The sequence below is a fragment of the Winogradskyella sp. genome (genome assembly GCF_028282165.1).
Taxonomy (GTDB): domain Bacteria; phylum Bacteroidota; class Bacteroidia; order Flavobacteriales; family Flavobacteriaceae; genus Winogradskyella.
The window spans coordinates 116,576-142,456 of sequence record NZ_JANQIM010000033.1 but is presented as its reverse complement, the minus strand read 5'-3'; the positions used below and the strand labels follow the sequence as shown (position 1 = coordinate 142,456).

Sequence of the window (25,881 nt, the reverse complement as noted above, 5' to 3'; positions counted from 1 at the left end):
AAGTTCGGGGCTAAAGAAAAAATCTCGCGTCAACGAGATTACGATACAAATATACAAAATATTTACAGCATAGCTGAAATAATCGTAAATTGAACTGCAAAAATTACTATGAAAAAGCTCTTAATCATACTCTCCCTGATTTTAGTTTCATGCAGTGGAGATGACAATAATGCAACCAATTGCAACTTTTTATTTGACGCTGGAGTCAACCTTACTGTAAACACCAATTTACCACAGTTTAATCAATTACAATCACCAGGAAATGGGGTTTATGTAGCAAATCAAGGTAACAGTGGTATTTGGTTGTGGAGTTCTTCTGTAACTATATTAGCCTGGGATGCTGCAGATCCAAGTCGTCCACCATCTGCATGCTCCACTTTAGTAGATATTGGAGGAGGTATTGTAGAATCTGGTTGCGAAGATGCTAATCAATACAGTTTATTCACTGGTCAAGGTTTTGATGGAAACTCAAGTATTTGTACATTAAAACCCTATAGGGTAGACGATCTAGGCAATGGTCAATTTCTTGTGACAAATTAGATCACAAACCAAGAGTTTCATATTGAAACTCTTGGTAATGTTTTTTCTTAATTTTCGATTTGTTAAAAGTTTAATGTCAATCCTAATAAGAAATTAGTGGTTGCTTGTGGGTAAAACCCAGAGAAAAACCCTGTTGAAGTCCCTGTTGGACTGTCTGGGTCGTTAAAATCGAAAGAGCCGAAAAACCCGTTGGATACGAGCTTTTCGTTAAATATATTATTGACTAAACCTGTAAAAACGATGGATTTAAAAATTGAATTGGTCTCTAAGGTGTAAGTCACATTAAAATCGTTAACAAAGAAACTATCCAATTTCGATAAGGGATTTTCGGTATTCCCCATAAATTGTTCCCCAACATACTTACTTAATAATGACATTTGAAGATTCTGAATGGGTTGAAACACAATCGCATTCGCTGCAATTATGTCTGGAGAAAAGGCAATATCTGTTCGACCTAGATTTTGGAATTCTCCATCGATCGAAACTATAGTCTCTCTATTTTTATTAGTGCTTAGTGTTAAATTAGGCTGCAAAGTTAACTTGGAAGTCACAGGCAGAATAGCTTCTAACTCTAAACCAAGTCGATAACTTTCACCACTATTATCTCTTAATTGAGCACCAACATCATTAATCTCGCCAGTAAGTACTAACTGTTCGTTGTATAGCATTAAATATCCATTGGCACTGAAACTGAAATTTCCTTTTCTATGTCTCCAACCCAATTCAAAATCATTGAGCTGTTCTGGCTCAATCTCTGGATTATTTTCAAATTCGTCTCGACTAGGTTCTCTATTCGCCCTTGCATATGAGAAATAGAAATCGTTATTATCGTTTAAAGCATACGTAATACCAGCTTTTGGATTAAAGAATGTGTAATTTTCGTCAATATTAAAACTAGTAAGATTTGAGTTGATACCCGAAGTTTCATAGTTGACATTACGCACCTGTAAATCACCATATAGCTGAATACGATCGTTTAATTTATAGTTTGCTTTTGCAAATGTGGATAAATCATTCTTTTTCGCATTACCATCATAATAACGATCTCTTATGCTTCCATTTTCTGAAAATGCTCTTGCCCAAATCACTTCCCCAAAGTGATCCCCATTATAGTGGCTAAATGAACCTCCAAAAATCAGGTCTATTTCATTGTTTTTATAATTGGCACTGGCATTAATCACATAAAAATCGTTATCTAACCAACGACGACGAATTAAATCTGTAATAGGTATTTCAACAGGATTTCCATCCTCATCCTCCTCAATGCGAACATCTGTAGCTAAAACAATACCCCCGTATGAATCTATTTCATCAGTGTCATCCTCATATTGTTCAAAATAGCCACGTCCATACGTGTAGTTTAAACCTATTGTTGTAGACCAATTATTGTTGTAGCTCTGATTCCAGTGTAATTGATAATGGTCTTGACTGTAATTATCTACTTCATTGTCGTAGAACTGTATATTACCGTCTTCATCTGTAAACTGACCAGATGGATTAAACGTACGATCTTCTTCAAGTTGTTCGGCAGTGATACCATTCCATGCTTGGTATGTGACTTCATTACCCCCAAAAACAATGGCTTTTATTAAGGTATTATCATCTAAATAAGCACCTTGTAAGAAATATGATTTTAAATCTGCAGTGGCTCTGTCGATATAACCATCCGATGAAATATTGGATAATCTTCCCGCAATTTCGACACTTCGACTGCGCTCAGTGTCCGCATAAATCTGTCCTGTGCTAAACTTAACGGTATGTTTTCTGGTATTGAAACTTCCAAAGGAATTAGAAATTTCACCATTAGCCTCTTTTGAAGCAGCGTCAGTTAAAATATTGATGCTCGCTCCAAACGCACCCGATCCATTGGTCGATGTCCCTACACCACGCTGCAACTGCAAACTTTCAACAGACGAAGCAAAATCACCTAGATTTACCCAAAACGTCCCTAAGGACTCTGCATCGTTATAAGGGATTCCGTTGATGGTGATATTGGTAGATTGCGGGCTTACGCCTCTAACTCTTATGCCAGTATAACCAACACCTGCACCAGCATCACTAGTTGTAACAACCGATGGTAAAAAATTAAGCAAAACAGGAATATCTTGCCCTAAGTTACGTTTAGCAATTTCTTTTTTAGACACATTAGTATGTGTAATTGGTGATTTCGCATCTACACGAACGGCTTTTACCAAGACTTCGTCTAATTTTTCTAACTTAACAGAATCCTGTTGCTTTTCTTGTCCACTAATGGAATAAACACTTAATAAAAAAATGAATAGTGATAATCTCTGCCTACTCTTTTTTGAGAGATTGTTGAATAAATTTTTCATTACGATTAAATAAATTATAATCGAATAAAAAGAGGTTATTATTCTTGGTTAATAAATATTAATTGAGCTTTTAGTGAATGTGACTTGGAAAGTTGGTTGCTATCTTTGAATCTTCGTGATGAGTAACAATTAAGTCATATCGGATTCAGAAGTAAAAACCAACATTGATAACCTAATCACACTCGCTAAAAATATCCATCCTTCTACAAGCTAGAGATTTATAGGATATTTTTTACGCTCGGTTCCTAAACAGCATTACCTGTTCTAGGTTCAATGGGTATGATCTCAGCCGAATGGATTTACGATTTTTGATTTTTGATTGACGAATCTCTGAATATTAGTAATTCTTAAATCGTCACTCTTAAATCGTCATTCATAAATCGATAAAGCACCCCTTTTTGAGAACGGCGCAAAGATAAGTTACAAATTATTAACGACAAATGATTATTGATGAATTCTTTTTATTGAACGCTCAATGTCGGTTTGAGCGTTTCTATGATTAGTGATAGAATAACTCGAGAACTTTTAGAATTCATTGCTTTAATACTTCTCGATAGTTCTGCTGAGCGCAGTCGAAGTGCATTCCGACGGTGAACGTCGGAACACTCGAAGTGACCAATACAATCAATCTAAACGTGGAGGTTTCCTATTAGCTTTCTTTTCTGAAACCTTTCGCTTAGTCTCTAATCGCTTTTGCTTAACTGCCTTTGGGACTTTGGTCGGTTTTCGTTCTTTATCCTCCTTTAAGCCTTCTTCAACAAGCCTTAGAAACCGTTGTGTGACCAAAGTTTTATTCCTCAACTGACTCCGACTTTCGTCTGAGTCTAATTTCAGTATTCCTAGTTTGTTCAATCTGTTTTTGAAAAATACTCTTAAGCGTTCCTTTTCCTCATGGTTAAAAACCTCTGTACTTTCCAAGTTAAAATACAGAACCACTTTAGTGGCTACTTTGTTAACATTTTGCCCACCGCTTCCAGAACTACGGACCGCTTTATAGATCAACTCAGATTTTAAGGCTTCAACGTCCACAGCTAATGAATTTGATGGGGCGCTTTAAGTAAGTCGTTTACCGTCTTTACAGGATTGAAGGTAATAATGGGTACTTCTACAAAAATAGTATTCCAATTGGCCATACTACCGTTCCAAAGCCCAGGTAATTCCAATGCTTTAAGATCCTTGCCAACTTTGGTTTTCATCGTTATAAATGCAGCATCATGATCTACAAAGTCTTCGAGATCAAACTTCTCGCCTTTATAATTTTTAACGCCACAAACTAAGTCTACTGGATTAAAGTGTGTGGCGTTGGTCAAAATGTCTTTTTGCTTTTTATTCTTTAAGTTGATTTGGGCAGATTCTACGATTTGTAACGATTGGTTACCATATAAATCCCTTACCCAAAACGGACCTCCGCCTGGTTCGCCTTCGTTCTTCACCATACCACAAACACGGATAGGTCTATTTAGTTTTTCTCGTAAATACTCAATTTTATACTTGTCTAAGTATTTATGATACTCTCTAGAAATCTTGATATCCATCTCGTCTACAAGAAATCTTTCAATATTGCCAAACTCATCCTCAGAAATAGTAGTTTGATCTAAAACATGCATGTACGCGAAAGCTTTATTCTGAAGTTTGAGCAAAATTCCAGCTAACACTTTTTTGTATTTTACCATTTCCTGCTTGTACTGCTTCACTACAACATTGTCTATATTTTTAATGAAAATGATATCAGCTTCGAGTGCATTTAGATTTTTTAATAAGGCGCCATGACCTGATGGACGGAATAAAAGTGTACCATCGTCATTTCTAAACGGCTCGTCTTTTAGTGTGACTGCAATAGTATCTGTAGATTCGTGTTGGTACGAAAATGAAATATTAAAAGCCACTCCTGTATTTTCTTCCACATACTCTTCAATACGCTTAAATTCCTCATCAAATTTATCCTTGTAACGTTCAGAAATCGTAAAATGAAGATCTGCTGTATTTTCATCCGAAGTGTATAAAGCGGCTTCATAAAGATGTTCTTCGAAAGCTGTTGAAATATGATTGGTTTTATACTTATGAAATGGTAATAATCCTTTTGGTGAGTTACCAAAATTGAACAACTCTTGATCTAGCATTGTTTTGACAAAGTGAAAAGCTTTATCCTTTTCTGATAAACTGTTAAAATCTATATGTCTTTCTGCTAAATCTTTAATGACCATATCGTAGAACGGAAACTTCTCCAAACCAACTAAAAACAAAGCAAGGTCTCTAAAATTATTTTTATTTATAAATGCATTTAAAGATTCTTTTTGAGGATTATATTCTTTTAAAAACTTAAACAAAAATTTGAACATTCTAGTAGCTGCACCAGATGCAGGGACAAATTTTAAGAGTGATAAGTCATTCTTATGAACCTCAAAATAATCTATTGCTGTCTCTATAAGTTCACTATTAAGCCCCACAATACCATTACCCTTTGTTGCTGCTTTTGAGATATTTGTATAAGGAATTCCTGATTTAAATAATTCTATTTGGGACTCAACTTGCTGTAAAGTCAATCCCTTTCCTTCAATTTGTTTGAGGTCGTTTGCTGTAAAGCTCATGTCTTTTTGTTAAGTAGGTTATCTATATACTTAATAGCTATTTTAAAACGCTCTTCTTTGCTCCCTTTTAACAAAACATAAGGTCTATTATTGGTAATTAAAGCATTTTCAAAAGCCTTAAACATATGTTCTCTTTCGTTGGGTTTATCTCTTAAATCGTCTTTTTCCCATGGTGTGTCAATATAGGTTAAAAAATAGAGGTCATAATAATTTTCTAGAGCATATGCTTCTAAAATCGGGTCACAGGTACCTAAATAATACGCTTCGCTGTAAACCTTGGTTTCCAACAAATCCGTATCACAAATTAAAACTGAATTTGTCTTTTGGGCTAATTCATTTTCTAACTTCATCTGTCCATAAGCAATAGGCAATAAATCTTCTGGCTCACAGATTTTGCCCTCATTATTCCATTTATCTTGAAGATACTCTCGAGCGTACTCTGGCACCCAAACTGTATTATAGTGTTTGGCCAACTCCCTGGACAATGTTGTTTTACCCGTGGATTCTGGTCCGAACAAAACAACTTTTATGCAGTTTGAAGGTTGTTGTCTAAGTGCTTCTTCCATGCGATATAACCTTGTATTGCCAATATGGTAAAGATAAGATATTGCAATGACAACATCCCTAAACCTCTGTATGCGTATAGTGGGATTGTAATAAGGTCTCCTATAATCCAGAGTGTCCAATTTTCTAATTTCTTGGTGGCCATATACCACATAGCCGTAAAGAAAACACCTGATGTAATTATATCTATATAATTCGGAATCTCCAGTTTATAGTTGAAGCCTTTATAAACCAAATAGGTAATTAGGATGGTAATCAAAAACATGCTTATACCAACAGCTTTTTCTTTATTGTTGGTTCTCGAAATTGGCACCACGTATTCATCATCTTTCTTTCGAGACCAATTCCACCAGCCATAAATGCTCATAATAGAATAATAAATATTCATCATCATGTCTCCTAGATACTTGTTGATATATAACAAATAAACCGTAATAGCTGTACAAATAATCCCTGTGGGATAGACTAAAATATTTGCTTTTTTGGCATACCAAACGCTTGCAATACCAAATACAAAGGCAATAGCTTCTAAAACAATTTGACTTGTTGGTGCGGTTCGATAGGCTTCTAAAAAGAAATCAAAAATCTGGTTCATAATTGCTTCTATCTGTCTTTACAATCTTCATCTGCAATACTGAAATATCAACCTCATTAAATGAACGTTTTATTTCCTGAGTTAGAAATGGCATAAGCTGATCATAATCTCCATAAATCTGTGTACTCAATGGATTCTCCAAAATTGTAAACTCAGAATCCCTCAGCCCTTTAATGAAATTTACTATAGGTGTTTCATAGTCATTTTGCAAAGGCGATAATGTTAGTTCTACGGATATTCTCATGTTATTTATTTAATTCGTTAAAGAAATCTTCGTTGTTTTCTAAAGCTGTGCCAATGACCACCAAATCTGCACCTGCATCAAATGCCGAATACATCTCTACTTCGGATCTGATGCCTCCCCCAACGATCAAAGGAACATTTAGCGCTTTCTTCACCTTTTGAATAATTTCTCCTTTTATGGGATGGGTTGCACCACTTCCCGCTTCGAGATATATCAATTTCATTCCCAGAAGTTCGCCTGCTATTGCCGTATTTATTATAGTATCAACTGCTTCGCGCTTAATGGGCTTAGTCTGGCTTATACGTTCTACAGATGTTTTTTTCCCATTTTCAATGAGTATATAACCCGTTGGCAATACATCCAATTTTGTGGTTTTTAGCTTTGAAACCGACTCTACATGCTTACCGATTAAGTACTCGGGATTTCTTCCAGAAATTAAGGATAAAAACAAAACACCATCAGCTTTGTCAGTAATCTGAATGATATCTCCTGGAAATAATATAACCGGAAGCTTAGTATGCTTTTTAATCTCTACAACCAAAGCTTCTGTTAGCCCTTCTGGCACTTCACTGCCACCTACAAAAACGTGAGTCGTCATAGATCGGTTTAACTTGGACATAAATGCTGGAACTTTCTCAACATGCATTTTATCTGGATCTATTAAAACGGCTAAAAGATGTTCAGATTTAGAAATTGAATCTAATATATCTTGATAAATGCTATTCATTAGGAACGATATAAGCGCACGTAAAGCCTTCGAACTCTAAAAAGGCTGAATTATATCTATATTTCTTCTCTTTGTAATCTATCCAAGCTACCGTTTCACCATCTTGAAGCATAAAGGGAATAACCAAAAAATGTTCTTTAAATAGCATTCCAGGGGTCGCAAATAGTTTATACAAAGACTCTTTAATTCCCCAAATGACAGTCAACTTCCTTACATAATCATCAGAAGACTCATTTAAATAATTGAATTCATAATCCACAAATTTTTTTGCAATAACACCAATTTTATCACGCTGTTTTTCAATATCAATTCCTACTTCTTTATCGCTTATAATAACGCCAGAAAATGTGAAGGAATGTGTTATAGAAATGTAATTTCCATCCTTTAAGTGTGGCTTGCCATATTCATCATAAAACAAATCCTGATCTGTATAACCGAACTCCCTAAGTAGATGTCTTATACTAAGGAAACCTCGCTGATGTAGTTCGCTTTTCATGCCTAGAACCCGTTCTAAACTCTGAGGCTTTAAATCGAGTACTTTTATTAAATCATCATAAGACTCTTCAATCTTCCAAATCTTTACAGCCGTATTATGGTTTATTTTAACGGATTTATACAGTGGCATTTAATAAAGTAAAAGGTAATAACTATCTTTGCAACGCTTTTTACAAAAGATTAATTAACAAGGCGAAATTAACCAAATAAGTATTAAACTAAAAGTACATTAAAAAAAATACTATGAGTACAAAAACAATTGCCTACGTACCTTACAAGGTAAAAGATATGTCGCTTGCGGCTTGGGGAAGAAAAGAGATTGAATTGGCTGAAGCTGAAATGCCTGGCTTAATGAGCTTACGCGAAGAATACAAAAATGAGCAACCATTAAAAGGTGCTCGTATTGCTGGATGTTTGCACATGACGATTCAGACTGCTGTATTGATAGAAACCTTACAAGCCTTAGGTGCAGAAGTGACTTGGAGTTCTTGTAATATTTTTTCAACTCAAGATCAGGCTGCTGCTGCTATTGCCGATGCTGGGACAGCTGTTTATGCATGGAAAGATATGACTGAAGAAGAGTTTGATTGGTGTATTGAGCAAACTCTCTTTTTTGGTGAAGACAGACAACCTTTGAACATGATTTTAGATGATGGAGGTGATTTAACCAATATGGTCTTAGATAAATATCCTGAATTGGTCGAAGGTATTAAAGGCCTTTCTGAAGAAACTACAACAGGTGTTCACAGATTATACGAACGTATGGAAAATGGCACTTTACCTTTGCCTGCTATTAATGTTAACGATTCTGTGACCAAGTCTAAATTCGATAACAAATATGGCTGTAGAGAATCTGCCGTTGATGCTATAAGAAGAGCGACCGATATTATGCTAGCTGGTAAGCGTGTTACCGTTTGTGGTTATGGTGATGTTGGCAAAGGAACGGCTGCATCTTTTAAAGGTGCTGGTAGTATAGTAACGGTTACCGAAATTGATCCTATCTGCGCGTTACAAGCTGCTATGGATGGTTTTGAAGTAAAACGTTTAGAAACTGTAGTTGGTAATTCTGATATTGTGATTACCACTACCGGAAATAAAGACATTGTAAGAGCCGAGCACTTTAAAGCGATGAAAGATAAAACCATAGTTTGTAACATTGGCCACTTCGATAACGAAATACAAATGGCATGGTTAAATGAAAATCATGGTGATACTAAAGATACCATTAAACCACAAGTCGATAAATACACTATCGACGGAAAAGACATCATCGTATTAGCCGAAGGTCGTTTGGTCAACTTAGGTTTGGCAACAGGGCACCCAAGTTTTGTAATGAGCAACTCATTTACTAACCAAACTTTGGCACAAATAGAACTTTGGAATCATTCTGACAAGTATGAAAACAAAGTATATATGTTACCAAAGCACTTGGATGAAAAAGTAGCTAAACTACACTTGGAGAAAATCGGTGTGGAGTTGACAGAGCTAAGCAAAGACCAAGCGGATTATATTGGCGTAACGGTTGAAGGTCCTTTTAAACCTGAATATTATAGATATTAAAATTCCAATGAACAAATATCAAATCCCAAGCAGAAATGTTTGGGATTTTTGTTTTAAGTTAATTCATTATCACTTCGAGTATTCAGACGTTTACTGTCAGAATACACTTCGACTACGCTCAGCAGAACTATCGAGAAGTCATTATCTTTAAATGAGTTCTCGATACGATTCACTACCGTGAATCACTCGAACTGACTTAACAACCAATCACTATCTCACTTTGAGCCCGTCTGTTCGGTAGGCTAGCAAAATTCTTGAGGAATTTCACTCGAACTGACACATCTATGGTCTAAATAATTCGTATCTTCTAGGTCTATGCTGTATTCAGAAGAAAAAATAAAAGTCCCACGCTTTAATGAAGAAGCGGGTTTCTATACCACAAAGAAGCGCTCAAAGATAATGAGCAAAATTCGTGGTAAGAATACCAAACCCGAATTATTATTTCGTAAAGCACTTTGGGGGAAAAATGTTCGCTATCGTGTAGACAGCAAGCAATTGCCTGGACGGCCAGACGTAAGCATTAAGAAATATAAGCTTGCCGTGTTTATCGATGGCGAATATTGGCACGGTTATAATTGGGACGAGCGAAAAGACCATCTAAAAACCAACAGAGATTTTTGGATTCCAAAGATTGAGCGCAACATGCAGCGCGACAAGGAAGTAAATCAGCAATTGCGAGAAATGGGTTATACGGTATTTCGGTTTTGGGCACACGAGGTTAAAGACAATCTAAAAACCTGTATCAATGATGTGATGATGTATATTAATGCAGGGAGAACTTATTAGTGCTTAAATGATATGGTACTTGATATTGTTTTCTGTCATAATTAACTTAGAACGTCACTTCAACTACGCTCAGTGAACACAGTCGGAATGTCTCAAGAAATTGTGTACAAAAACTACAAAGTCATTGACGTAATAAAGTTCTCGATACGATTCACTATCGTAAATCACTCGAACTGACGTAACAACCCAACACCAATCTACATATCCAACCACTTCTTAAAGTTGGTGGTGCGTTCTCTAGAAACAATAATCTGTTCCTCTTGTAGTGGATTTAGTTTTAGTAACAATCTAGAATTAAAGTAGCTGTGAATTTCTTCAACCGCATTTACAGACACCATATATTTTCTATTAATTCTAAAAAATTGAATAGGATCTAAAATTTCTTCAAGTTGATCAATGGTATATTCAATTGGGCACTTTTGTCCTTTGTGAGTACATAAAAAAATAAGTCCCTCATCGGCCATAAAATAAGCGATATCCTCTACCTTATAGGTACTGAATTGGTTACCAATCTTTACAATAAATCGCTTTTTGTATGCTTTTGTAAATAACTGTCTTATGGCATCAATATCTGCTGCATTATTTTGTCTGCTATCAATAATGCTAGTGTACTTTTCTAGTGCTTTTTTAAGTTCATTTTTATCAATTGGCTTTAATAAATAGTCTAACCCATTGTACTTAAAACCTCGTATGGCATATTCATTATAAGCTGTCGTAAAGATGATTGGTGGATGTTTTGGCAACTGATCTATAATATCAAAACCATATCCATCATTCAATTGGATGTCTAAAAAAATAAGGTCTGGTAGTTGGTTTTCAGAAAACCACTTCAAACCACTTTCAACCGAAGAAATTTGTGCAAGTATCTCACATTCTGGCGCAAGCTCTTCGACTAAGTGTCTTAGTCTTCTAGAGGCTATGTCTTCGTCTTCGACAATTACGGCTTTCATTGTACTAGGCAACAGTTAAGTCTTTCACAATAATTTTATCTCTACTCAATAATGGTATACTCACTTTAAACATGCCGTTATCATCATCTATTATCACGTCTTTATTAGTATAAAATGCTAAGCGTTTTTTAATATTAGCCAAGCCTAACTTTGTGGATGTTTCAGAGTCTACGCGTTTTCTAATATTATTCTTAACGATCAATCGGCCATCCTTAACATTAATATCAATGGAAATAGGCTGCTCTTTAGAATAGTAATTATGCTTCAAAGCATTTTCTACCAACATCTGTAATGCGAGTGTAGGAATAAGTACTGTATTGGTTTTAATATTAATATTTGTATTGATATAAATAGCGCCGTCGTGCCTTACCTTCATCATAAAAATAAAGGAATCCAAAAATTGTAGTTCTTTATCCAAACTAGCCAGATCTTCTTCTCTATTATCCAAAATATAACGATAGCATGATGCCAAACGTGTTACGAAGTCAGATGCCAAATCCCTATCCTCGTACATGAGTGAGGTTAGCGTATTTAAACTATTAAATAAAAAGTGCGGACTTATTTGGCTTTTAAGCGAACTGTACTTAGATGTCATCATTTCCTTTTTCAGTTCGAGTAAGGATAATTCGAGGCTTCTTTTGTCCTTATATACCCAATAAAACTGATTAAATACCGAAAATACTGCTGCTAAACCTAAGGCTCTAAACATATCTATTTTGAATACTTTCCAAGGATCATCAGTTACTATTTGACAAATAGACTTTAATTCAAAAATCCCTAGATAATAAATAATCGCAGCTAGTGATAAAACAAATAAAATCGTGATGATGAAAATGGCAATATTTGTTACAAGTTCATTTTTTTGGGGTGTGTTCTTGCTTTTCTTTATCAACCAATCATTGACTTCCCAAGTAGTCATAAAAAGAACGAAGGTCGAAAAGTAGTAGAATATCGTAGTGTTGTTAAGGTAACTTTCATTAGGATCTTTTTCGACAAAGAGTTTAATGGCCAAAAAAACAATATTAATGACCAGGAACCTCAATCCTATTTTCTTCAAAAAGCTTTTACTTATCATCGCATTTACTCCTAATACACTTCTTAATGGTAATCAAATATACTATACTCAATCGACAGATGGTATATTGAATAATTGGATTGTTAAAAACCCTTTTCAGTTGTTAGGATTTAATGTTCAATTGTAAAATACTATGATTTAACATTAAATGAGTTCTTCAATCATAGATAATAACACTTCAGGACAAAAATCAACAATTAAAAACTATTGCATTTCCGTTTCAATTATATCTATTGAGCTTTGAGTAAACAAATCAAAAAAACTATGAAAAAGTTATTTCTTCTCTTTGTACTATCGAGTACGTTGAGTTATGCCCAAACGGGAATCATTAAGGGTAAAATTATAGACAAACAATCTGAAATCCCACTTCTTGGTGCCACGGTAGAGCTACTAGACACTGAAAAGCCAATGGGAACCGTAACCGATGATGATGGCTACTACGTTTTAGAGAACGTACCCATCGGAAGACAAAGCATAAGAATCAGTTACATTGGTTTTGAAACGATAACCATCCCTAATATTGTAGTTACCACAGGTAAAGATGCTGTGATAGATGTTAGTCTTATCGAATCTTTTGATCAACTAGATGCAGTAATCATTACACCAGAAACCAACAAAGATCGGTCCATAAACAAGTTAGCTGCCGTTTCTGCCCGACAATTTAGTTTAGAAGAGGTCAACCGTTTTTCGGGAGGTCGAAGTGATGTTGGTCGATTGGCTGCCAACTTTGCCGGAGTGTCTTCGCCTGATGACAGCAGAAATGATATTGTAGTACGTGGTAATTCGCCTGTAGGATTATTGTGGCGGCTAGAAGGTGTTCCCATTCCTAATCCTAATCACTTTTCGGCATTTGGAACTACAGGAGGCCCCGTTTCAGCAATTAATCCAAATGTCTTAAAAAACTCAGATTTCTTAACCTCAGCATTTCCAGCAGAATACGGAAATGCCCTTGGCGGTGTCTTTGATCTAGGGTTTAGAAAAGGAAATAAAGATGAGTATGAGTACACCCTACAAGCAGGAGCATTTACTGGAGTAGAAGCCACAGCAGAAGGACCTTTTGGCAAAAATAATGGTTCCTTTTTAGTGGCTGGCCGCTATTCCTTGGTAGGCATTATTGGAGCGGGTGCAGCTGGAGGATCTGTGGCAACCCCAAACTACTTTGATGTATCCTTCAATCTTGACTTTGGTGACACCAAATGGGGGAATTTTTCACTTTTTGGAATTTTAGGAGACTCCAATATTGATTTTTTAGGTGATGAAATTGATGAAGATGACCTTTTTGCTGCCGAGGATGAAGATCTATTTGTGAGATCGAATTTTGGAGTTGTAGGCTTAAAACATAGAATTACCATTGGAAATAGTTCGTACTTAAAAACAGTAATTTCGGGATCTGTTTCGGAAAGTGATATTACTGCTAATCGATTTATAGATAAAGATACACCCCAAGAGCGTTCTATTTTATACACTGAAGCCACAAATAATGAAGCTCGGTTGACATTTTCAACATTATTTAATTCAAAACTAAGCAATAAAACAACGCTAAGAACTGGTATATTGATAGAGAACTTTGGTGTAGAGGCCGTATTAAGAGATCGAGAAGAACAGCCCGATATAAATGGTGATGGAGACCCAGATTTAACAAGCTTTATAGATATTGATGATAATCTCACACTTATTCAACCTTACATTCAAGGTCAATTTAGACTCACTAAGTCTATAACTTTAAATGCTGGTATACATGCGCAATATGGCACCCTTAATGAGCAATTTGTGTTAGAACCTAGAGCAAGTCTTAGCTATAAGATAAACTCAAATAACAGTTTAAATTTTGGATACGGCCTACATCATCAATCCGTCGTATTTCCACTGTTATTTCTTAATGAAAATGTTAATGGTGAGATCATACAAACTAACCGAGACCTGGATTTTGTTCGTAGTAATCATTATGTCATAGGATATGACACTAAACTCGGTTCGGATTGGAGAGCAAAGATAGAAGTGTATCGTCAAGATATTAGTGATGCCGCTGTAGAAGCCTTTCCGTCGAGTTATTCCTCATTAACCGAAGGGGCAGATTTTGAATTTGACAATGATCGTGTGTCCTTAATTAACGAAGGCACAGGTTTTAACCAAGGTATAGAATTAACCATAGAAAAGTTTTTCAGTAAAGGGTATTATGGATTGTTGACCACTTCCATTTTTGAAAGTAAGTATGAAGGTAGTGATGGCATAGAACGCAACTCGCCATTTAATAACGGCTACGTCATTAACTTCCTAGCGGGTCGCGAGTTTCCTATTGGTAAAGCCAGGAAAAACATGTTGTTTTTTGATACTAGGGTGAGCTTTGCTGGTGGACGCTATTTTACACCGATTGATTTGGAAGCTTCACAGGAGGCTGGTTTTGAAGTTTTACAAGAGGACATTGCTTTTAGCGAGCAGTACGACGATTATTTTCGTTGGGACTTAAAATTTGGTTTGAAAATTAATAGTAGTTCTAAAAAAATATCACACCAGTTTTATTTTGATTTTCAAAATCTTACCAACAATGAAAATGTATTTGTAAGACGATTTAACCGATTGACTAATGAAATAAATCAAGTAGACCAGATTGGGTTTTTTCCTGACTTTGGTTACAGATTTCAGTTCTGAGTTTTAAGATTGATTAATAGCTGAAATCAAAAGATTGCCTAAATGGCATAAACCCAATGTCATTGCCATGCCGACGCCTGCTGTCGGCGGTGGCGATCTCATAATCAATAACTTGAATTTGAAAAGATTCCATCACTTTGTTCGGGATGACGACTTTTTAGACAGCCTCGAAACAATTAAAACAAATAAAAATGAAACTTAAAGATAGAACAATTAAAAGACTAAAAGGCAATTACGGCCAATGGATACTCATCACTGGCGCCACTTCTGGCATTGGTAAAGAAATGGCTATTAAGCTAGGTGAAGCTGGTTTTAATTTAGTGGTTACTGGACGACGAAAGAATTTATTAGACGTTTTAAAGCAACAACTTATTGAAGCATACAACATTGATGTCGTAGTGATAGCTGGTGATTTATCGGTAGAAATTGATGTGATACATTTAATAGAAGAAACGGAACATTTGAATTTAGGTATCGTTATTCTAAATGCCGGTTATGGGACATCAGGTAAGTTCATCAACTCTAGCATAGAAAAAGAGACAAACATGTTGGATCTTAACTGTAGATCCTTATTGATTTTAACCCACCACTTTGCTAAAAAAATGAAGGGTCAATCAAAAAAAGGTGCTATCGTACTTTTAAGTTCTATGGTGGCTTTTCAAGGAGTTCCTAATGCTGCTAATTATGCGGCGACAAAAGCTTACGTACAATCTTTAGGAGAAGCGCTTTCCATAGAATTAAAACCTGAAGGCATCGATGTGCTATGTGCAGCACCAGGACCTGTCGAAACTGGATTTTCAGCAAGAGCAGATATGAAAATGTCAAAAGCACTCAAACCCAAAGATGTTGCTTTGCCCATAATAAATGCTATAGGAGAAAAAACAACTGTACTACCGGGTTTCTTAACCAAATTTTTGGTTTACAATTTGAGAATGACACCGCGATGGGGTAAAATCCGTATTATGGGGCGAGTGATGAAAGGGTTTACAAAACAACAAGCATGAATTAGGAGCCAAAATTCCTTTCAAAAAACATACTAAGATGAAAAAAAGACTATTAATTATAATACTACTTACCTTTATAGCTGTACTGTTTTTGAGATGTAAAATGAGTCAAAGTAATCCAGAAGTTCTGTTACCCTTAATCAATGAAATTGACACAAAAGTTCAATTTCGGGACAGTATAGATTCTAGTATATCTACTGTTGACGTGGCATGGCATCTAGACCATATGCTCAAAACAATAAATAAGATTACAGACACCTTAGAAATTTCGAATCCAGATGATTATAGCAAAAGCTACTTTAATTTTAGCCGCATATTATCATTATCCTCAGGACATATCCCAAGAGGAAGAGCTCAATCTCCTAGTGTTGTAAGACCGCCTGATAGCATTTTAACGGAAAGTCTTATTCTTCAAATTAATATGGCTAAAGCTAATGTTGAAAAATTAAAACTCTTCGATAAAAAGTCTCATTTTAACCATCCCTACTTTGGTCAACTCAATAAAGCTCAAGCCATCAGGTTTATGGAAGTGCACACCATGCACCATTTGAAGATTGTGAGTGATATTCTAGAAGAATAAAAACAATTCCAAAAACGATATCTAAATCCTATTTCGACTTATTATTAGCTCTGCAATGCCAAGGTTTATTATCCAACATGACCAAGAAGCTAATTTGTAAATTGTTATAAATTCAATATCAAAAAATAATGGCAACAACAACATGAGTCTTAATGTGATTGCCGAAAATGTTAAAGCAAAACTTCGAATCATCCATTTTTGATGGTTTTTGACTTCCTTTTTCAATATTGTAGTAATGGCTTTATAAGTAAACAAAAGCCATAGTATGGCTAAGAATGAAAAACCAAGCCTTGACATTAATCCACCCATTGCAAATTGTGCTATGATCAATCCACTTAATCCACTTAAGAATACTGCTAGCACATAAACATAACCCAATGTCTTGTGCAATAGGATGTGTCTTTGTCTCAATTTTTTTGAAAACTGTGTCGGAGCTGCAAGCATAGCCAATATACCAAAAACAATATGTATCCTAAAAACAATATGGTACCAAAGCTGATTGGATAAAGACTTCCCTTGAATAATACCAGTAACATAGTTTTGAAAATAATGCATGGACATTACAAGCATCGTAAAGGTACCAGACCACAAAAAAAAGTTGAAAAAAATGCGCAGCTTCATAATTTAACAGTAATAGTTTTTGTCTCATTTTCTATCTTAAACGAAGCCTTTTTAAAAGAAGGTGGTCCGAAAAATGTACTTGGGTTATTAGAAAAACCATAAGGTTCTTTGGGAATACCAATAAAATTACCATCCAGCTTTTTGTTATCATTGATGTCATGGAATATGCTTATAGCATAAGTGCCTTTTGGTAAATCTTCGAATGCTAATACATGTACTTCATCGCTAACTTTTTCTCGTTTTGCAATACTAAAATCCTTCAAAAACTTAGACTCCGTATCGAACACCGCGACCATTAGATGGCCTTTCATTTTTTTAATGTTTGTAATTCTAATCTCTAATGTGGCGTTTTGTGTATTGGAAATGCCATCTTTTTGAGGAAAGAGTAGTGTTAAACTACCTAATAAAATAATTAATAAAGTTCTCATGATTTTTGTTTTTCCAAGTTTACAACGCTTGGTTTTATGAGAAGTCTATTTAAATCGGGAGGGAAACCTTCACCTTATTTTTCTATACTCCGTAGGTGTTTTGCCTGTTTTTTGTTTAAACAATTTGTAGAAGGTAGACTTAGACTTAAATCCAGAATCCATAGCAATTCCTATAATACTCAACTTAGAAAATTGAGGATCACGGAGTTTTTTTTCAGCAAGACTTAAACGCAAAGCATTTATGTAGTTATAAAAATTCGTATTGAGGTGATTGTTGAGGGTCTGTGAAATATTTTGTGGTGATTCTTTAAGTAAATCAGCTACTTTTTGCAGTGATAAATATTCGTCTAGATAAAGTTTTTCATTTACTACGAGTAAATTGAGCTTTTCAGATATGAGCGACATATGCTCTTTTGTTAAAGCAGAATTTAGGTATTTTGTCTTGGTTAGAATCTTTAATGGCTCCACTTCGTTTTTTATGAAGTAGATAAGCTGCTTTTGATATTTCACACCAAAAGCTAGCAAAAAGAAAAAGAGAAATATATTTACAAACTTAAAGGTGAAGCTCGCTCTGGTAAGGTGAAAATCTGTACGTGCCACTATAACCAAGTAAATAACAATAAAAAGCAAAACTATCGCCCATACCATATAATTAATCCAGTTTAATTGATACCTATCCGTATTAGAGAGGTTTTCCTTTAAAACCTTCTTATACTGTATCATTGTAACTAGGCATAACACACTGTAAATGAAACCCGAAATAGCTAAAGGTATTCCGATAAATGCATAAGTAAAGGATGACAACCCAAAAGGTAGATTTATAAAACCATCGATAATTAAAATATCTTGCGTTGTTGTATTATTTATCCAAATTAAACAGCCCACATAAACTAAATAAATAGAAATATGCAGTACTATTTCAAAGCTCGTAATTCGCCTTATTCTGGTTAAATCAACAATTGCCAAATAAAATAATGGCATGTGTAGCATACATAGCGGAAAAGCAAAGTAGTTTATAATGAGGTTATTGGGTAAAACAGTATTGATGTTTAATAGGTAGAAAGTAATCTGTACAACAATTACAATTAGCCATGCCTTAAGGAAATAGGTTTTTACATATTTTAACCGTAATCCCGATAACAGTAAATAAAGACCAAGAATAATACCTGCAATACTAAAGCCATTAAAAAGAATATCAATTATCTTTTCCAATATTAAATATTAAAAGTATTATAAGCTTTTAGAGTATTAACATAACTTATCGCTTTGGATGCACCAATTTCATCTCTTTAATAAGATGCTTTGCACCTGCATACTTATCAATAATAAAAAGTACATAGCGCAAATCGACCATAATGTTTCTGCATATTTCAGGGTCGTAATAAATATCGCTCATAGTTCCTTCCCAAACACGGTCAAAATTCAACCCAACTAAATTACCTTTTGCATCAATAGCAGGGCTTCCAGAATTTCCGCCCGTTGTATGATTTGTTCCTAAAAAACATATGGGTAATTTTCCATTTTTATCAGCATATTCACCATAATCTTTGGCTTTGTACAAATCTCTTAGTTTTTGCGGTACATCAAACTCATAATCCCCTGGCACATACTTTTCTATAACACCATCTAAATACGTAACTGGATTATAATAGACAGCATCCCTAGGCGAATAACCATTTACTTTACCATAAGTAACACGCAAGGTACTGTTAGCATCTGGAAAATAGCGTTCCTCTGGCATAACTTCCATCAGTGCTTTCATGTACTTCGTTTGAAGCGCATTAATCTCTGTATTTAATCGTTGAAATTCTGGCTCAAAAGACGAATAAAACTCCATAATTATGGGCTTGGCAAATTGGTACGCGATATCGGCGTTTAACTTTGTAATGACGCTTTCAGAATCACCATCCAAAACGTTTAATGCCTTATCTAATTCTGTAAAAGCTGTACCCTCATATATAAAAGCATCAACTTTATCTGGCATAAACAAAGGCATTACAGCTTTAAAAACTCCTTTATCCACATCAACATTGTAATTCTTATGAATCCTTTTTAATAGGTTTATCATGCTTTCGCGTGTTTCATTGAAGGTTTCTTCTCCTCGACTCACAGACATTTCGAGCTGAGCCATACGCAACATCATTTGCATGAGTTCATTGGTTCTTAGAAAGACTTCAATAAATTTTCCTCGCTTTACATTAATGCTTTCAAACTCGTTATAAAGTCTATCAAATTCGGGCAATAGCATTCCATAATCGCCCTCTTTTCCTTGTGCCTTTAGTGCATCAGTAAATTCTGCTTCAAATTGGCGTTTAATTGCAATGGCTCCGCTTTTTTCAATGCCTTGATTTTCGCCTATCCACTTTTTCCACGCATTTGCAATCCGAGCTTGCTTAGAAGCATACTGAATCCTAACTTGATCGTTAGCTTTCATATTAGCATCAATGACTTTTAATGCCGCTTCTCTTATTGCAATATTAGAAGGATTTACTTTTTGTGTTATTTGCTCAACAGCTACAGCAGGGAGGTATTCATTTGTACGTCCCGGAAAGCCAAATACCATTGTAAAATCCCCTTCTTCTATACCATCTAAAGAGACTGGCAAAAAGTGTTTTGGCTTGTACGGCACATTATCTTTGCTATACTTTGCAGGTCTATTGTTTTTATCGGCATAAATTCTAAAAATAGAAAAATCTCCTGTATGCCTTGGCCACACCCAATTATCGGTATCACTACCAAACTTACCAATACTACTAGGTGGTGCACCTACCAAACGCACATCTTCAAAGCGCTCTGTTACAAATAAAAAATATTGATTGCCCTTATAAAAAGGTCGTATTTTAACCCCTTGCCACGATTCTTTTTTTACATTCTTTTCAACGTTATTTCTGTTCTTGTCTATCTGCGATTGTTTTTCGCGAGGTGTCATGGTATCGGTGACATCCTTTAACATAACACTAGTGACATCTACAATTCTAACTATAAATTCTACAAATAAGCCTTCATTGGGTATTTCTTCTTCTAAGGACATAGCCCAAAACCCATTTTTTAAATAATCATTTTCTAAAGATGAATGCGACTGTATTTGACTAAACCCACAGTGGTGATTGGTCAATAACAAACCTTTGCGCGAAATCACCTCACTCGTACAACCACCATTAAAATGACCAATAGCATCCTTAAGACTAGATTTATTTACATCATAAATATCTTTAGCTGTTAGCTTGCTTCCCAAACTACGCATTTCATCTTCGTTCATCCCTTTCAAAAGCGATGGTATCCACATACCACCTTGTTGTGCAGAAACTTGTAATACGATAAAAAAGATGATGATTTTTAAGACTCTCATGGTATTTAATTTAGTGTGACTGCAAAGATAGGAAAGACAGGCAATATCTTGTTAATTGCCTGATAGTTTAAGCTCCTCATTATGAATCCACTTTTTAATAAGATCCTTGTTGGTGGTTATCTCGGCAAAAACATAAATATTTGATTGAAAACAAGGAGACGTTTTGGCAAGTTCTATAACCACTCTGTCATCGCAATAACTTGAATGTAGAAAGTAGAGTTCTTTATCTTTTAGAATGAGGTAACCGACATGATTATCCAACCCTACAAAGTAAATTCCATCGGAATATATATTAACAACTTTATCCTTTAATTGCTTAAAAGACAGGTTAGAATATATTTTTAGGTTTGCTCTAGACTGTAAAAGTCTTGCTTCATCCAAACCTGCTGCCTGTGCCATTTTATAGCGATTGAGATTAAACCCTAAATGCTTTAGAGTTGTAGATACAAAATAACCACAGGCTATCTCACCATTATTTGGAATGTTTGTGTGACCATTAAAATCCCATGCCGTACCATACCAATGCGGTACAATATCATTTAACAATTTTGAATATAGATATTTTGATACTGAATCCGATGCTTTGGCTGAGTTGGAGTTATACAAATTCAAAAAAAAGCTTCTATGGTTTTTAATCTTATCTAAAACTGAAATGTAATTCCCTTTTGGAATAAAACTAATACCAAGTTTTGAGGAGTCTAAAGAATATTCTAATGGTTTATGATTAAGATGAACACCTGTGTTATCAGTCACAAAAATATCTTTTTTTAATTCGGGTTTGCATCCAAATATTAAAACCGATCCTATGACAAGTAGTCTTCTTTTCATTGACATAGAGAACGCTAAAACTCTATTTTAATTGTAAAAACGAACCCCTTCTATTCCTAGAAAGGGGCTCAATTAACTTAAAGAATTATGAAGGTTAATCTTCATTTAGATTAAGACTTCCTAGATCGTGAAATAAAAATTCTTGTGAATCTGTCATTGAGACAAACAGGCCATTCGGGAATGTATTTCCCAATGGCTGTGTCGTTACATCACAACCATCTGTTTCTACAGTTCCTAGATTTATTTCTTTTATAAAATTATTTGTCTGTCTATCAAATACGCAAAAGCTGTGCGACTGCTGATTTGAAACAATTAAGAATCCTGAATTATTTTGATACTTTGCTATGGCCAAGCCTTCAATATCGCGACTAAAGTAATCCGCACCAAAACAATCTAATTCTTCATTTCCCTTTTTTGGGTCAGCATGGTATTTTCTTATACAATGATCCTCATCTGAATAATACACATAACCAAGCTCTTGATCGACAACTACGGCCTCTATTTCTTTTTTACCACTAAAGTTGCCAAATTTTCTTACCAAATCGATTCTAATGCCCAAGCTATCGGAAATCAATTGGTATTGGTATAAGTAATTTTTGAGAGGCCCTTGTTTTCTACCCACTATAATATAAGTGATTTTGTCCTTTACATTTTTATAGAAAGCAATACCCATAGGTCTACGATTAACTATTTCAGAATCGTCTTCAAAAACTTTAAAACCACCATTATCTAGCATTTTCATATCAGGAACAGAAAACAATCGTATTTGATTCTTTGCTCTTTCTGTAAATGTCATGATATCTATTGAGGTAGTATCATTCAATTTAAACCCATAAGAAACATCCACATTGTTAGGATAACTCAATCCATTTAATGATTTTTCATTTATAATTTTCCCTTCTAAATCAAAAGCATAAACTCCACCATTGACGTCATCTTTATCCGTACCAAAAATGATACTCTTTTCAGGATTTGATTTGTTAATCCAAATGGCAGGATCATCTGTATCGTGAGGTGTCTTTTCAGTTATTACAGTTGCCTTAATTTCTGGCAGTCTGTGACCACAAGAATAAAAGACAACCGTAATTAAAATGATAACTAAAAAATAGCTATCTCTTCTTAAACAAATCATATTTCAATCCAAAAGTTAAGCGTCTTCCGTAGTATTCAGCTTGCATAGTTCTGTTGCTAATGCCTTGAAAATATCTTAACGGCTGATCCGTTATATTTAAGAAATCTACATAGATTCTTAAGTTTGGAGTAATGGCATAGTTGGCATTAAAATCTAACAAAAACTGCTCATCGTAGTAACGGTCATCAAAAGCTCTACCCCCAATTTCGTCAATATAAGCATCTGAATAATTAGCTGATAATCGGATATTAAACTTTTTGTCGTTATACGCTAAAGAACCGTTGAACATGTTTGGTGCAGTACCAGGTAAGTCTAAGTCATTACGTTCGTCGCCATCTTCTGTAAACACACCATCTGTTGATGATGTTAAATAAGTATAATTTAAATATACACTGAAGTTTTTAGCAAATCCAGGTAAGAAATCCAATTGTCTTTGGAATGACACCTCAGCGCCAAAAACGGTAGCATTTTCTGCATTTTGAGGCTGAAAAATATCAAAACCTGTAGCTTCATCTTCAGATTGCAGCACATATATAAAATCATTTATGTCTTTGTAGAATATACCTCCTGATAAAATACCAACACTTTTAAAATAGTGCTCAGCCATTAAGTCAAAAGCCATAGAGGTTGTAGCTTCAAGCTCTGGATTACCTAGAAAAATCTCTTCATCAGAATCAACTGTATCGACAGTAGGTACTAAATCTTCGTAATTAGGTCTGGCCAAAGTATTCGTCCAGGCTAAACGAAGAATAGTGTTATCCGTTATATCATATTTTAAATGGACGCTCGGTAAAATATTGGTATAAGAACTCTCGGAAGTTACTTGTTCGGCATCATCAGCATCCTCAATATCTTCATTGACTAAGAAGCCTGAAGAACTTACATGAGTGTTTTCAACACGTAATCCAGCCAATACGGTAAATTTATCCGATAGCTTTTGGCTTGCCATAGCATAAGCTGCATATACATTTTCCTCAACATCATAATTTACAGGCAAAAACTCGTCTAAAACCTCACTTCCACCTGTTAAGTTTATACCTCCTAGCCATTCTGGAGTAGCAAAAAATCCTGCTTGATATTGGCTACCTGCTAAGAAATCGGGATCTGAAAAGTCTCTTGTGGGAATGGATGCCATGTTAGGGAAATCACTTTCTGAATCGAACTCAAAAAAGTCATTATCCCTAAACTTATTTTTAAATCGTCCACGTAACCCAAACTTTACAAAACCATCACCTTGATCAAAGAAGTCTGCTGGAAGTTCGACATTTAAAAATAGATTAATATCTTCTTCTTCGGTGTATTGGTTTTCTTCGGTAAGTTCGTCGAATTCAAAGCTTGCTAAATCGTTATCATCACCTGCATCAACTGCGACAAACTGCGGAAACTCAGGATCAGAATTTAAAACATTAACATTATAATCTGATACAAACTGCGCATATCTTTCGTTAAGACGTTCTTCAGAGGCCTGAGCGTAAGATGCCAACCAATCTAATTTCACATTTCCTAGAAGGTGCTCACCTTGCAATGTGTAATTTTGCATACGCTGGTCTTCAAGACGCGTATTTTTATTTCTGTCATTGTCTATACCCGCTTTGGTTTCGCGCGCAGCTTCAACTCGGAATCTAGTTAATGTGCCATTATCATCGATAACAAAATCATCTGGACCATTACCGTCAACTTCCTGAGCAAACACATAGCGGTTTTCACGATCATCTCGCCAATTATACATTGTACGTAACTCTATTTTGTTGTTAGCATTGAATCTGTAATCAAAATTTGCGGAAAAACTACGTCTCACACGTTGTATGATATAAGTACGTTGCTCCACAACATCTGTATACGGATTTACGCCTACTTCGACATCCTCATCATTTTCATCGGTATACTCAAATTCGTCATTCCACTCTGCTTCAAAATTATCCGAGCCAAAGTCCGTATCAAAGATTGCAGCAGAAACCATCCATCCAAACTTATTATCCTTTGAGCGGTCACCAACTATAAATGTTCCATTTAATATTCTCTTGTCAGTAATGAAGTTAACTCCAGAGCCCAAAGTTCCCGATAATCTAAACCCTTCTGGTGCACTACGTGTTACCAAATTAATGGAGCCTCCTAAGGCATCGCCATCCATATCTGGTGTTACGGCTTTATTTACCTCAATGGTTTGGATCATATCTGCTGGAATTAAGTCCATTTGTATGTTTCTATTGTCACCTTCAGCCGAGGGAATACGAGAGCCATTTAAAGTCACTGAATTTAGCTGTGGCGCAAGACCTCTTACAATGATATTCCTTGCCTCACCTTGATCTACTTGCATTGTAATACCAGGAATACGTTTCACGGCATCTCCAATATTGGCATCTGGAAATTTCCCTACTTGATCCGCAGAAACAATATTGGTAATATTTTGTTTGTTTTTTTGAATATTCAAGGCTTTTGCCTGTCCACCACTAAAACCTGTAAGAATGACGCTATCGAGCTGTTCTTCCTCAGTCTTAAGAGTGATACTTATCTCTACAGTTTCATTTTCAATAACATCGACTTCAATTTCCTGATCTGCATATCCTAAATACTTAATAATAAGTATTTGTTTTCCAACAGGAACATTCTGTAGAAGAAACTCACCATCAATATCAGATACTGTTCCTTTCTTTGAATCCGTAATAGAAATTGTAGCATAAGGTACAAGAATACCTTGCTCATCTGCAATAACACCTTTTAAATTACCGGTTTGGGAAAATCCTAAGACCGGAAAAAGCAGTAAAAAAAGATAAAAATAATGTCTCATTTTTTTGTTGATTTTAGTTTGATACAAATCTAATTTGAAGCCTTC

Annotated in this window: 24 protein-coding genes; 7 read left to right on the top strand and 17 right to left on the bottom strand. The window is 35.2% G+C overall.

The genetic code is table 11. The features are described from left to right. Positions 1 to 108: 108 nt before the first annotated feature. Positions 109 to 540, top strand: a complete 432-nt coding sequence (locus Q0972_RS12625) for a hypothetical protein (RefSeq protein WP_299366077.1) — start codon at positions 109 to 111, stop codon at positions 538 to 540. A 62-nt stretch (positions 541 to 602) separates the two neighbouring features. Here the strand turns inward: Q0972_RS12625 and Q0972_RS12620 are convergent, their stop codons facing one another. From Q0972_RS12620 to Q0972_RS12585, 8 genes are all read right to left on the bottom strand, one after another. Beyond that, a complete protein-coding gene (locus Q0972_RS12620) occupies positions 603 to 2,873 on the bottom strand; it encodes a TonB-dependent receptor (protein ID WP_299366076.1) in 2,271 nt (756 codons plus the stop codon). A 624-nt stretch (positions 2,874 to 3,497) separates the two neighbouring features. Further along, on the bottom strand, positions 3,498 to 3,902 hold the full coding sequence (arfB, locus tag Q0972_RS12615) for an alternative ribosome rescue aminoacyl-tRNA hydrolase ArfB (protein WP_299366075.1): 405 nt from the start codon (positions 3,900 to 3,902) through the stop codon (positions 3,498 to 3,500). Positions 3,903 to 3,904: 2 nt separating this feature from the next. Beyond that, the gene (locus Q0972_RS12610; protein WP_299366074.1) at positions 3,905 to 5,461 is read right to left on the bottom strand and encodes a DUF4301 family protein; all 1,557 of its coding nucleotides are present in this window, start codon (positions 5,459 to 5,461) and stop codon (positions 3,905 to 3,907) included. Then, entirely contained in the window at positions 5,458 to 6,027 is a 570-nt protein-coding gene (locus tag Q0972_RS12605; protein WP_299366073.1) for an ATP-binding protein, read from the bottom strand. The genes Q0972_RS12610 and Q0972_RS12605 overlap by 4 nt, the downstream gene beginning before the upstream one ends. Continuing rightward, the gene (gene pnuC / locus Q0972_RS12600) at positions 5,988 to 6,620 is read right to left on the bottom strand and encodes a nicotinamide riboside transporter PnuC (protein WP_299366072.1); all 633 of its coding nucleotides are present in this window, start codon (positions 6,618 to 6,620) and stop codon (positions 5,988 to 5,990) included. The genes Q0972_RS12605 and pnuC overlap by 40 nt, the downstream gene beginning before the upstream one ends. Next, on the bottom strand, positions 6,604 to 6,864 hold the full coding sequence (locus Q0972_RS12595) for a hypothetical protein (RefSeq protein WP_299366071.1): 261 nt from the start codon (positions 6,862 to 6,864) through the stop codon (positions 6,604 to 6,606). Before Q0972_RS12595 ends, pnuC begins: the two co-directional genes overlap by 17 nt. Before the next feature lies 1 nt (position 6,865). Further along, positions 6,866 to 7,591 (bottom strand): geranylgeranylglyceryl/heptaprenylglyceryl phosphate synthase, encoded by a 726-nt coding sequence (locus tag Q0972_RS12590; RefSeq protein WP_299366070.1) that lies wholly within the window; start codon positions 7,589 to 7,591, stop codon positions 6,866 to 6,868. Then, positions 7,584 to 8,216: a 4'-phosphopantetheinyl transferase superfamily protein gene (locus Q0972_RS12585; protein ID WP_299366069.1), complete on the bottom strand. Its 633-nt coding sequence runs from the start codon at positions 8,214 to 8,216 to the stop codon at positions 7,584 to 7,586. The genes Q0972_RS12590 and Q0972_RS12585 overlap by 8 nt, the downstream gene beginning before the upstream one ends. Before the next feature lie 113 nt (positions 8,217 to 8,329). Between Q0972_RS12585 and ahcY the strand changes: the two genes are divergently transcribed. After that, positions 8,330 to 9,646 (top strand): adenosylhomocysteinase, encoded by a 1,317-nt coding sequence (gene ahcY / locus Q0972_RS12580; RefSeq protein WP_299366068.1) that lies wholly within the window; start codon positions 8,330 to 8,332, stop codon positions 9,644 to 9,646. Between the two features lie 315 nt (positions 9,647 to 9,961). Beyond that, positions 9,962 to 10,432, top strand: coding sequence for a very short patch repair endonuclease (locus tag Q0972_RS12575; protein WP_299366067.1), 471 nt, complete (start codon positions 9,962 to 9,964; stop codon positions 10,430 to 10,432). 197 nt (positions 10,433 to 10,629) lie between these two features. Here Q0972_RS12575 and Q0972_RS12570 read toward each other — a convergent pair whose 3' ends face one another. Together Q0972_RS12570 and Q0972_RS12565 are read right to left on the bottom strand one after the other, a co-directional pair. Then, entirely contained in the window at positions 10,630 to 11,382 is a 753-nt protein-coding gene (locus Q0972_RS12570; RefSeq protein WP_299366066.1) for a LytTR family DNA-binding domain-containing protein, read from the bottom strand. 4 nt (positions 11,383 to 11,386) lie between these two features. Next, positions 11,387 to 12,394 (bottom strand): sensor histidine kinase, encoded by a 1,008-nt coding sequence (locus Q0972_RS12565; protein ID WP_299366065.1) that lies wholly within the window; start codon positions 12,392 to 12,394, stop codon positions 11,387 to 11,389. A 13-nt stretch (positions 12,395 to 12,407) separates the two neighbouring features. Between Q0972_RS12565 and Q0972_RS12560 the strand changes: the two genes are divergently transcribed. The 4 genes from Q0972_RS12560 (at position 12,408) to Q0972_RS12545 (ending at position 16,690) form a co-directional block, all read left to right on the top strand. Further along, positions 12,408 to 12,584 carry a hypothetical protein gene (locus tag Q0972_RS12560; protein ID WP_299366064.1) on the top strand — a complete coding sequence of 59 codons (177 nt, stop codon included), beginning with the start codon at positions 12,408 to 12,410 and terminating at the stop codon, positions 12,582 to 12,584. Positions 12,585 to 12,721: 137 nt separating this feature from the next. Then, entirely contained in the window at positions 12,722 to 15,106 is a 2,385-nt protein-coding gene (locus Q0972_RS12555) for a TonB-dependent receptor (protein ID WP_299366063.1), read from the top strand. Between the two features lie 191 nt (positions 15,107 to 15,297). Then, entirely contained in the window at positions 15,298 to 16,110 is an 813-nt protein-coding gene (locus Q0972_RS12550; protein WP_299366062.1) for an SDR family oxidoreductase, read from the top strand. Positions 16,111 to 16,147: 37 nt separating this feature from the next. After that, the gene (locus Q0972_RS12545) at positions 16,148 to 16,690 is read left to right on the top strand and encodes a DUF1569 domain-containing protein (protein WP_299366061.1); all 543 of its coding nucleotides are present in this window, start codon (positions 16,148 to 16,150) and stop codon (positions 16,688 to 16,690) included. A 21-nt stretch (positions 16,691 to 16,711) separates the two neighbouring features. Here Q0972_RS12545 and Q0972_RS12540 read toward each other — a convergent pair whose 3' ends face one another. From Q0972_RS12540 to Q0972_RS12510, 7 genes are all read right to left on the bottom strand, one after another. Next, the gene (locus Q0972_RS12540; RefSeq protein ID WP_299366060.1) at positions 16,712 to 17,311 is read right to left on the bottom strand and encodes a DUF2306 domain-containing protein; all 600 of its coding nucleotides are present in this window, start codon (positions 17,309 to 17,311) and stop codon (positions 16,712 to 16,714) included. Next, positions 17,308 to 17,739 (bottom strand): DUF2141 domain-containing protein, encoded by a 432-nt coding sequence (locus tag Q0972_RS12535; protein WP_299366059.1) that lies wholly within the window; start codon positions 17,737 to 17,739, stop codon positions 17,308 to 17,310. The genes Q0972_RS12540 and Q0972_RS12535 overlap by 4 nt, the downstream gene beginning before the upstream one ends. Positions 17,740 to 17,808: 69 nt before the next feature. Further along, positions 17,809 to 18,951: an AraC family transcriptional regulator gene (locus tag Q0972_RS12530; RefSeq protein WP_299366058.1), complete on the bottom strand. Its 1,143-nt coding sequence runs from the start codon at positions 18,949 to 18,951 to the stop codon at positions 17,809 to 17,811. Positions 18,952 to 18,997: 46 nt separating this feature from the next. Further along, the gene (locus Q0972_RS12525; RefSeq protein WP_299366057.1) at positions 18,998 to 21,088 is read right to left on the bottom strand and encodes a S46 family peptidase; all 2,091 of its coding nucleotides are present in this window, start codon (positions 21,086 to 21,088) and stop codon (positions 18,998 to 19,000) included. Between the two features lie 51 nt (positions 21,089 to 21,139). Beyond that, positions 21,140 to 21,916: a hypothetical protein gene (locus Q0972_RS12520; protein ID WP_299366056.1), complete on the bottom strand. Its 777-nt coding sequence runs from the start codon at positions 21,914 to 21,916 to the stop codon at positions 21,140 to 21,142. A 94-nt stretch (positions 21,917 to 22,010) separates the two neighbouring features. Continuing rightward, positions 22,011 to 23,048, bottom strand: a complete 1,038-nt coding sequence (locus Q0972_RS12515; protein ID WP_299366055.1) for a phytase — start codon at positions 23,046 to 23,048, stop codon at positions 22,011 to 22,013. Further along, positions 23,026 to 25,836 carry a TonB-dependent receptor gene (locus tag Q0972_RS12510; protein ID WP_299366054.1) on the bottom strand — a complete coding sequence of 937 codons (2,811 nt, stop codon included), beginning with the start codon at positions 25,834 to 25,836 and terminating at the stop codon, positions 23,026 to 23,028. The genes Q0972_RS12515 and Q0972_RS12510 overlap by 23 nt, the downstream gene beginning before the upstream one ends. Positions 25,837 to 25,881 lie beyond the last annotated feature (45 nt).

Excerpts from the sequence above, each read along its gene's own strand:
- Q0972_RS12570 (WP_299366066.1), bottom strand. The coding sequence starts at position 11,382 with ATGAAAGCCGTAATTGTCGAAGACGAAGACATAGCCTCTAGAAGACTA.
- Q0972_RS12595 (WP_299366071.1), bottom strand. The coding sequence starts at position 6,864 with ATGAGAATATCCGTAGAACTAACATTATCGCCTTTGCAAAATGACTAT.
- Q0972_RS12510 (WP_299366054.1), bottom strand. The coding sequence starts at position 25,836 with ATGAGACATTATTTTTATCTTTTTTTACTGCTTTTTCCGGTCTTAGGA.
- Q0972_RS12575 (WP_299366067.1), top strand. The coding sequence starts at position 9,962 with ATGCTGTATTCAGAAGAAAAAATAAAAGTCCCACGCTTTAATGAAGAA.
- Q0972_RS12515 (WP_299366055.1), bottom strand. The coding sequence starts at position 23,048 with ATGATTTGTTTAAGAAGAGATAGCTATTTTTTAGTTATCATTTTAATT.
- Q0972_RS12620 (WP_299366076.1), bottom strand. The coding sequence starts at position 2,873 with ATGAAAAATTTATTCAACAATCTCTCAAAAAAGAGTAGGCAGAGATTA.
- Q0972_RS12590 (WP_299366070.1), bottom strand. The coding sequence starts at position 7,591 with ATGAATAGCATTTATCAAGATATATTAGATTCAATTTCTAAATCTGAA.
- Q0972_RS12550 (WP_299366062.1), top strand. The coding sequence starts at position 15,298 with ATGAAACTTAAAGATAGAACAATTAAAAGACTAAAAGGCAATTACGGC.
- Q0972_RS12555 (WP_299366063.1), top strand. The coding sequence starts at position 12,722 with ATGAAAAAGTTATTTCTTCTCTTTGTACTATCGAGTACGTTGAGTTAT.
- Q0972_RS12605 (WP_299366073.1), bottom strand. The coding sequence starts at position 6,027 with ATGGAAGAAGCACTTAGACAACAACCTTCAAACTGCATAAAAGTTGTT.
- Q0972_RS12585 (WP_299366069.1), bottom strand. The coding sequence starts at position 8,216 with ATGCCACTGTATAAATCCGTTAAAATAAACCATAATACGGCTGTAAAG.
- Q0972_RS12520 (WP_299366056.1), bottom strand. The coding sequence starts at position 21,916 with ATGAAAAGAAGACTACTTGTCATAGGATCGGTTTTAATATTTGGATGC.
- Q0972_RS12610 (WP_299366074.1), bottom strand. The coding sequence starts at position 5,461 with ATGAGCTTTACAGCAAACGACCTCAAACAAATTGAAGGAAAGGGATTG.
- Q0972_RS12545 (WP_299366061.1), top strand. The coding sequence starts at position 16,148 with ATGAAAAAAAGACTATTAATTATAATACTACTTACCTTTATAGCTGTA.
- Q0972_RS12540 (WP_299366060.1), bottom strand. The coding sequence starts at position 17,311 with ATGAAGCTGCGCATTTTTTTCAACTTTTTTTTGTGGTCTGGTACCTTT.
- ahcY (WP_299366068.1), top strand. The coding sequence starts at position 8,330 with ATGAGTACAAAAACAATTGCCTACGTACCTTACAAGGTAAAAGATATG.
- Q0972_RS12625 (WP_299366077.1), top strand. The coding sequence starts at position 109 with ATGAAAAAGCTCTTAATCATACTCTCCCTGATTTTAGTTTCATGCAGT.
- Q0972_RS12560 (WP_299366064.1), top strand. The coding sequence starts at position 12,408 with ATGACCAGGAACCTCAATCCTATTTTCTTCAAAAAGCTTTTACTTATC.
- Q0972_RS12535 (WP_299366059.1), bottom strand. The coding sequence starts at position 17,739 with ATGAGAACTTTATTAATTATTTTATTAGGTAGTTTAACACTACTCTTT.
- pnuC (WP_299366072.1), bottom strand. The coding sequence starts at position 6,620 with ATGAACCAGATTTTTGATTTCTTTTTAGAAGCCTATCGAACCGCACCA.
- Q0972_RS12525 (WP_299366057.1), bottom strand. The coding sequence starts at position 21,088 with ATGAGAGTCTTAAAAATCATCATCTTTTTTATCGTATTACAAGTTTCT.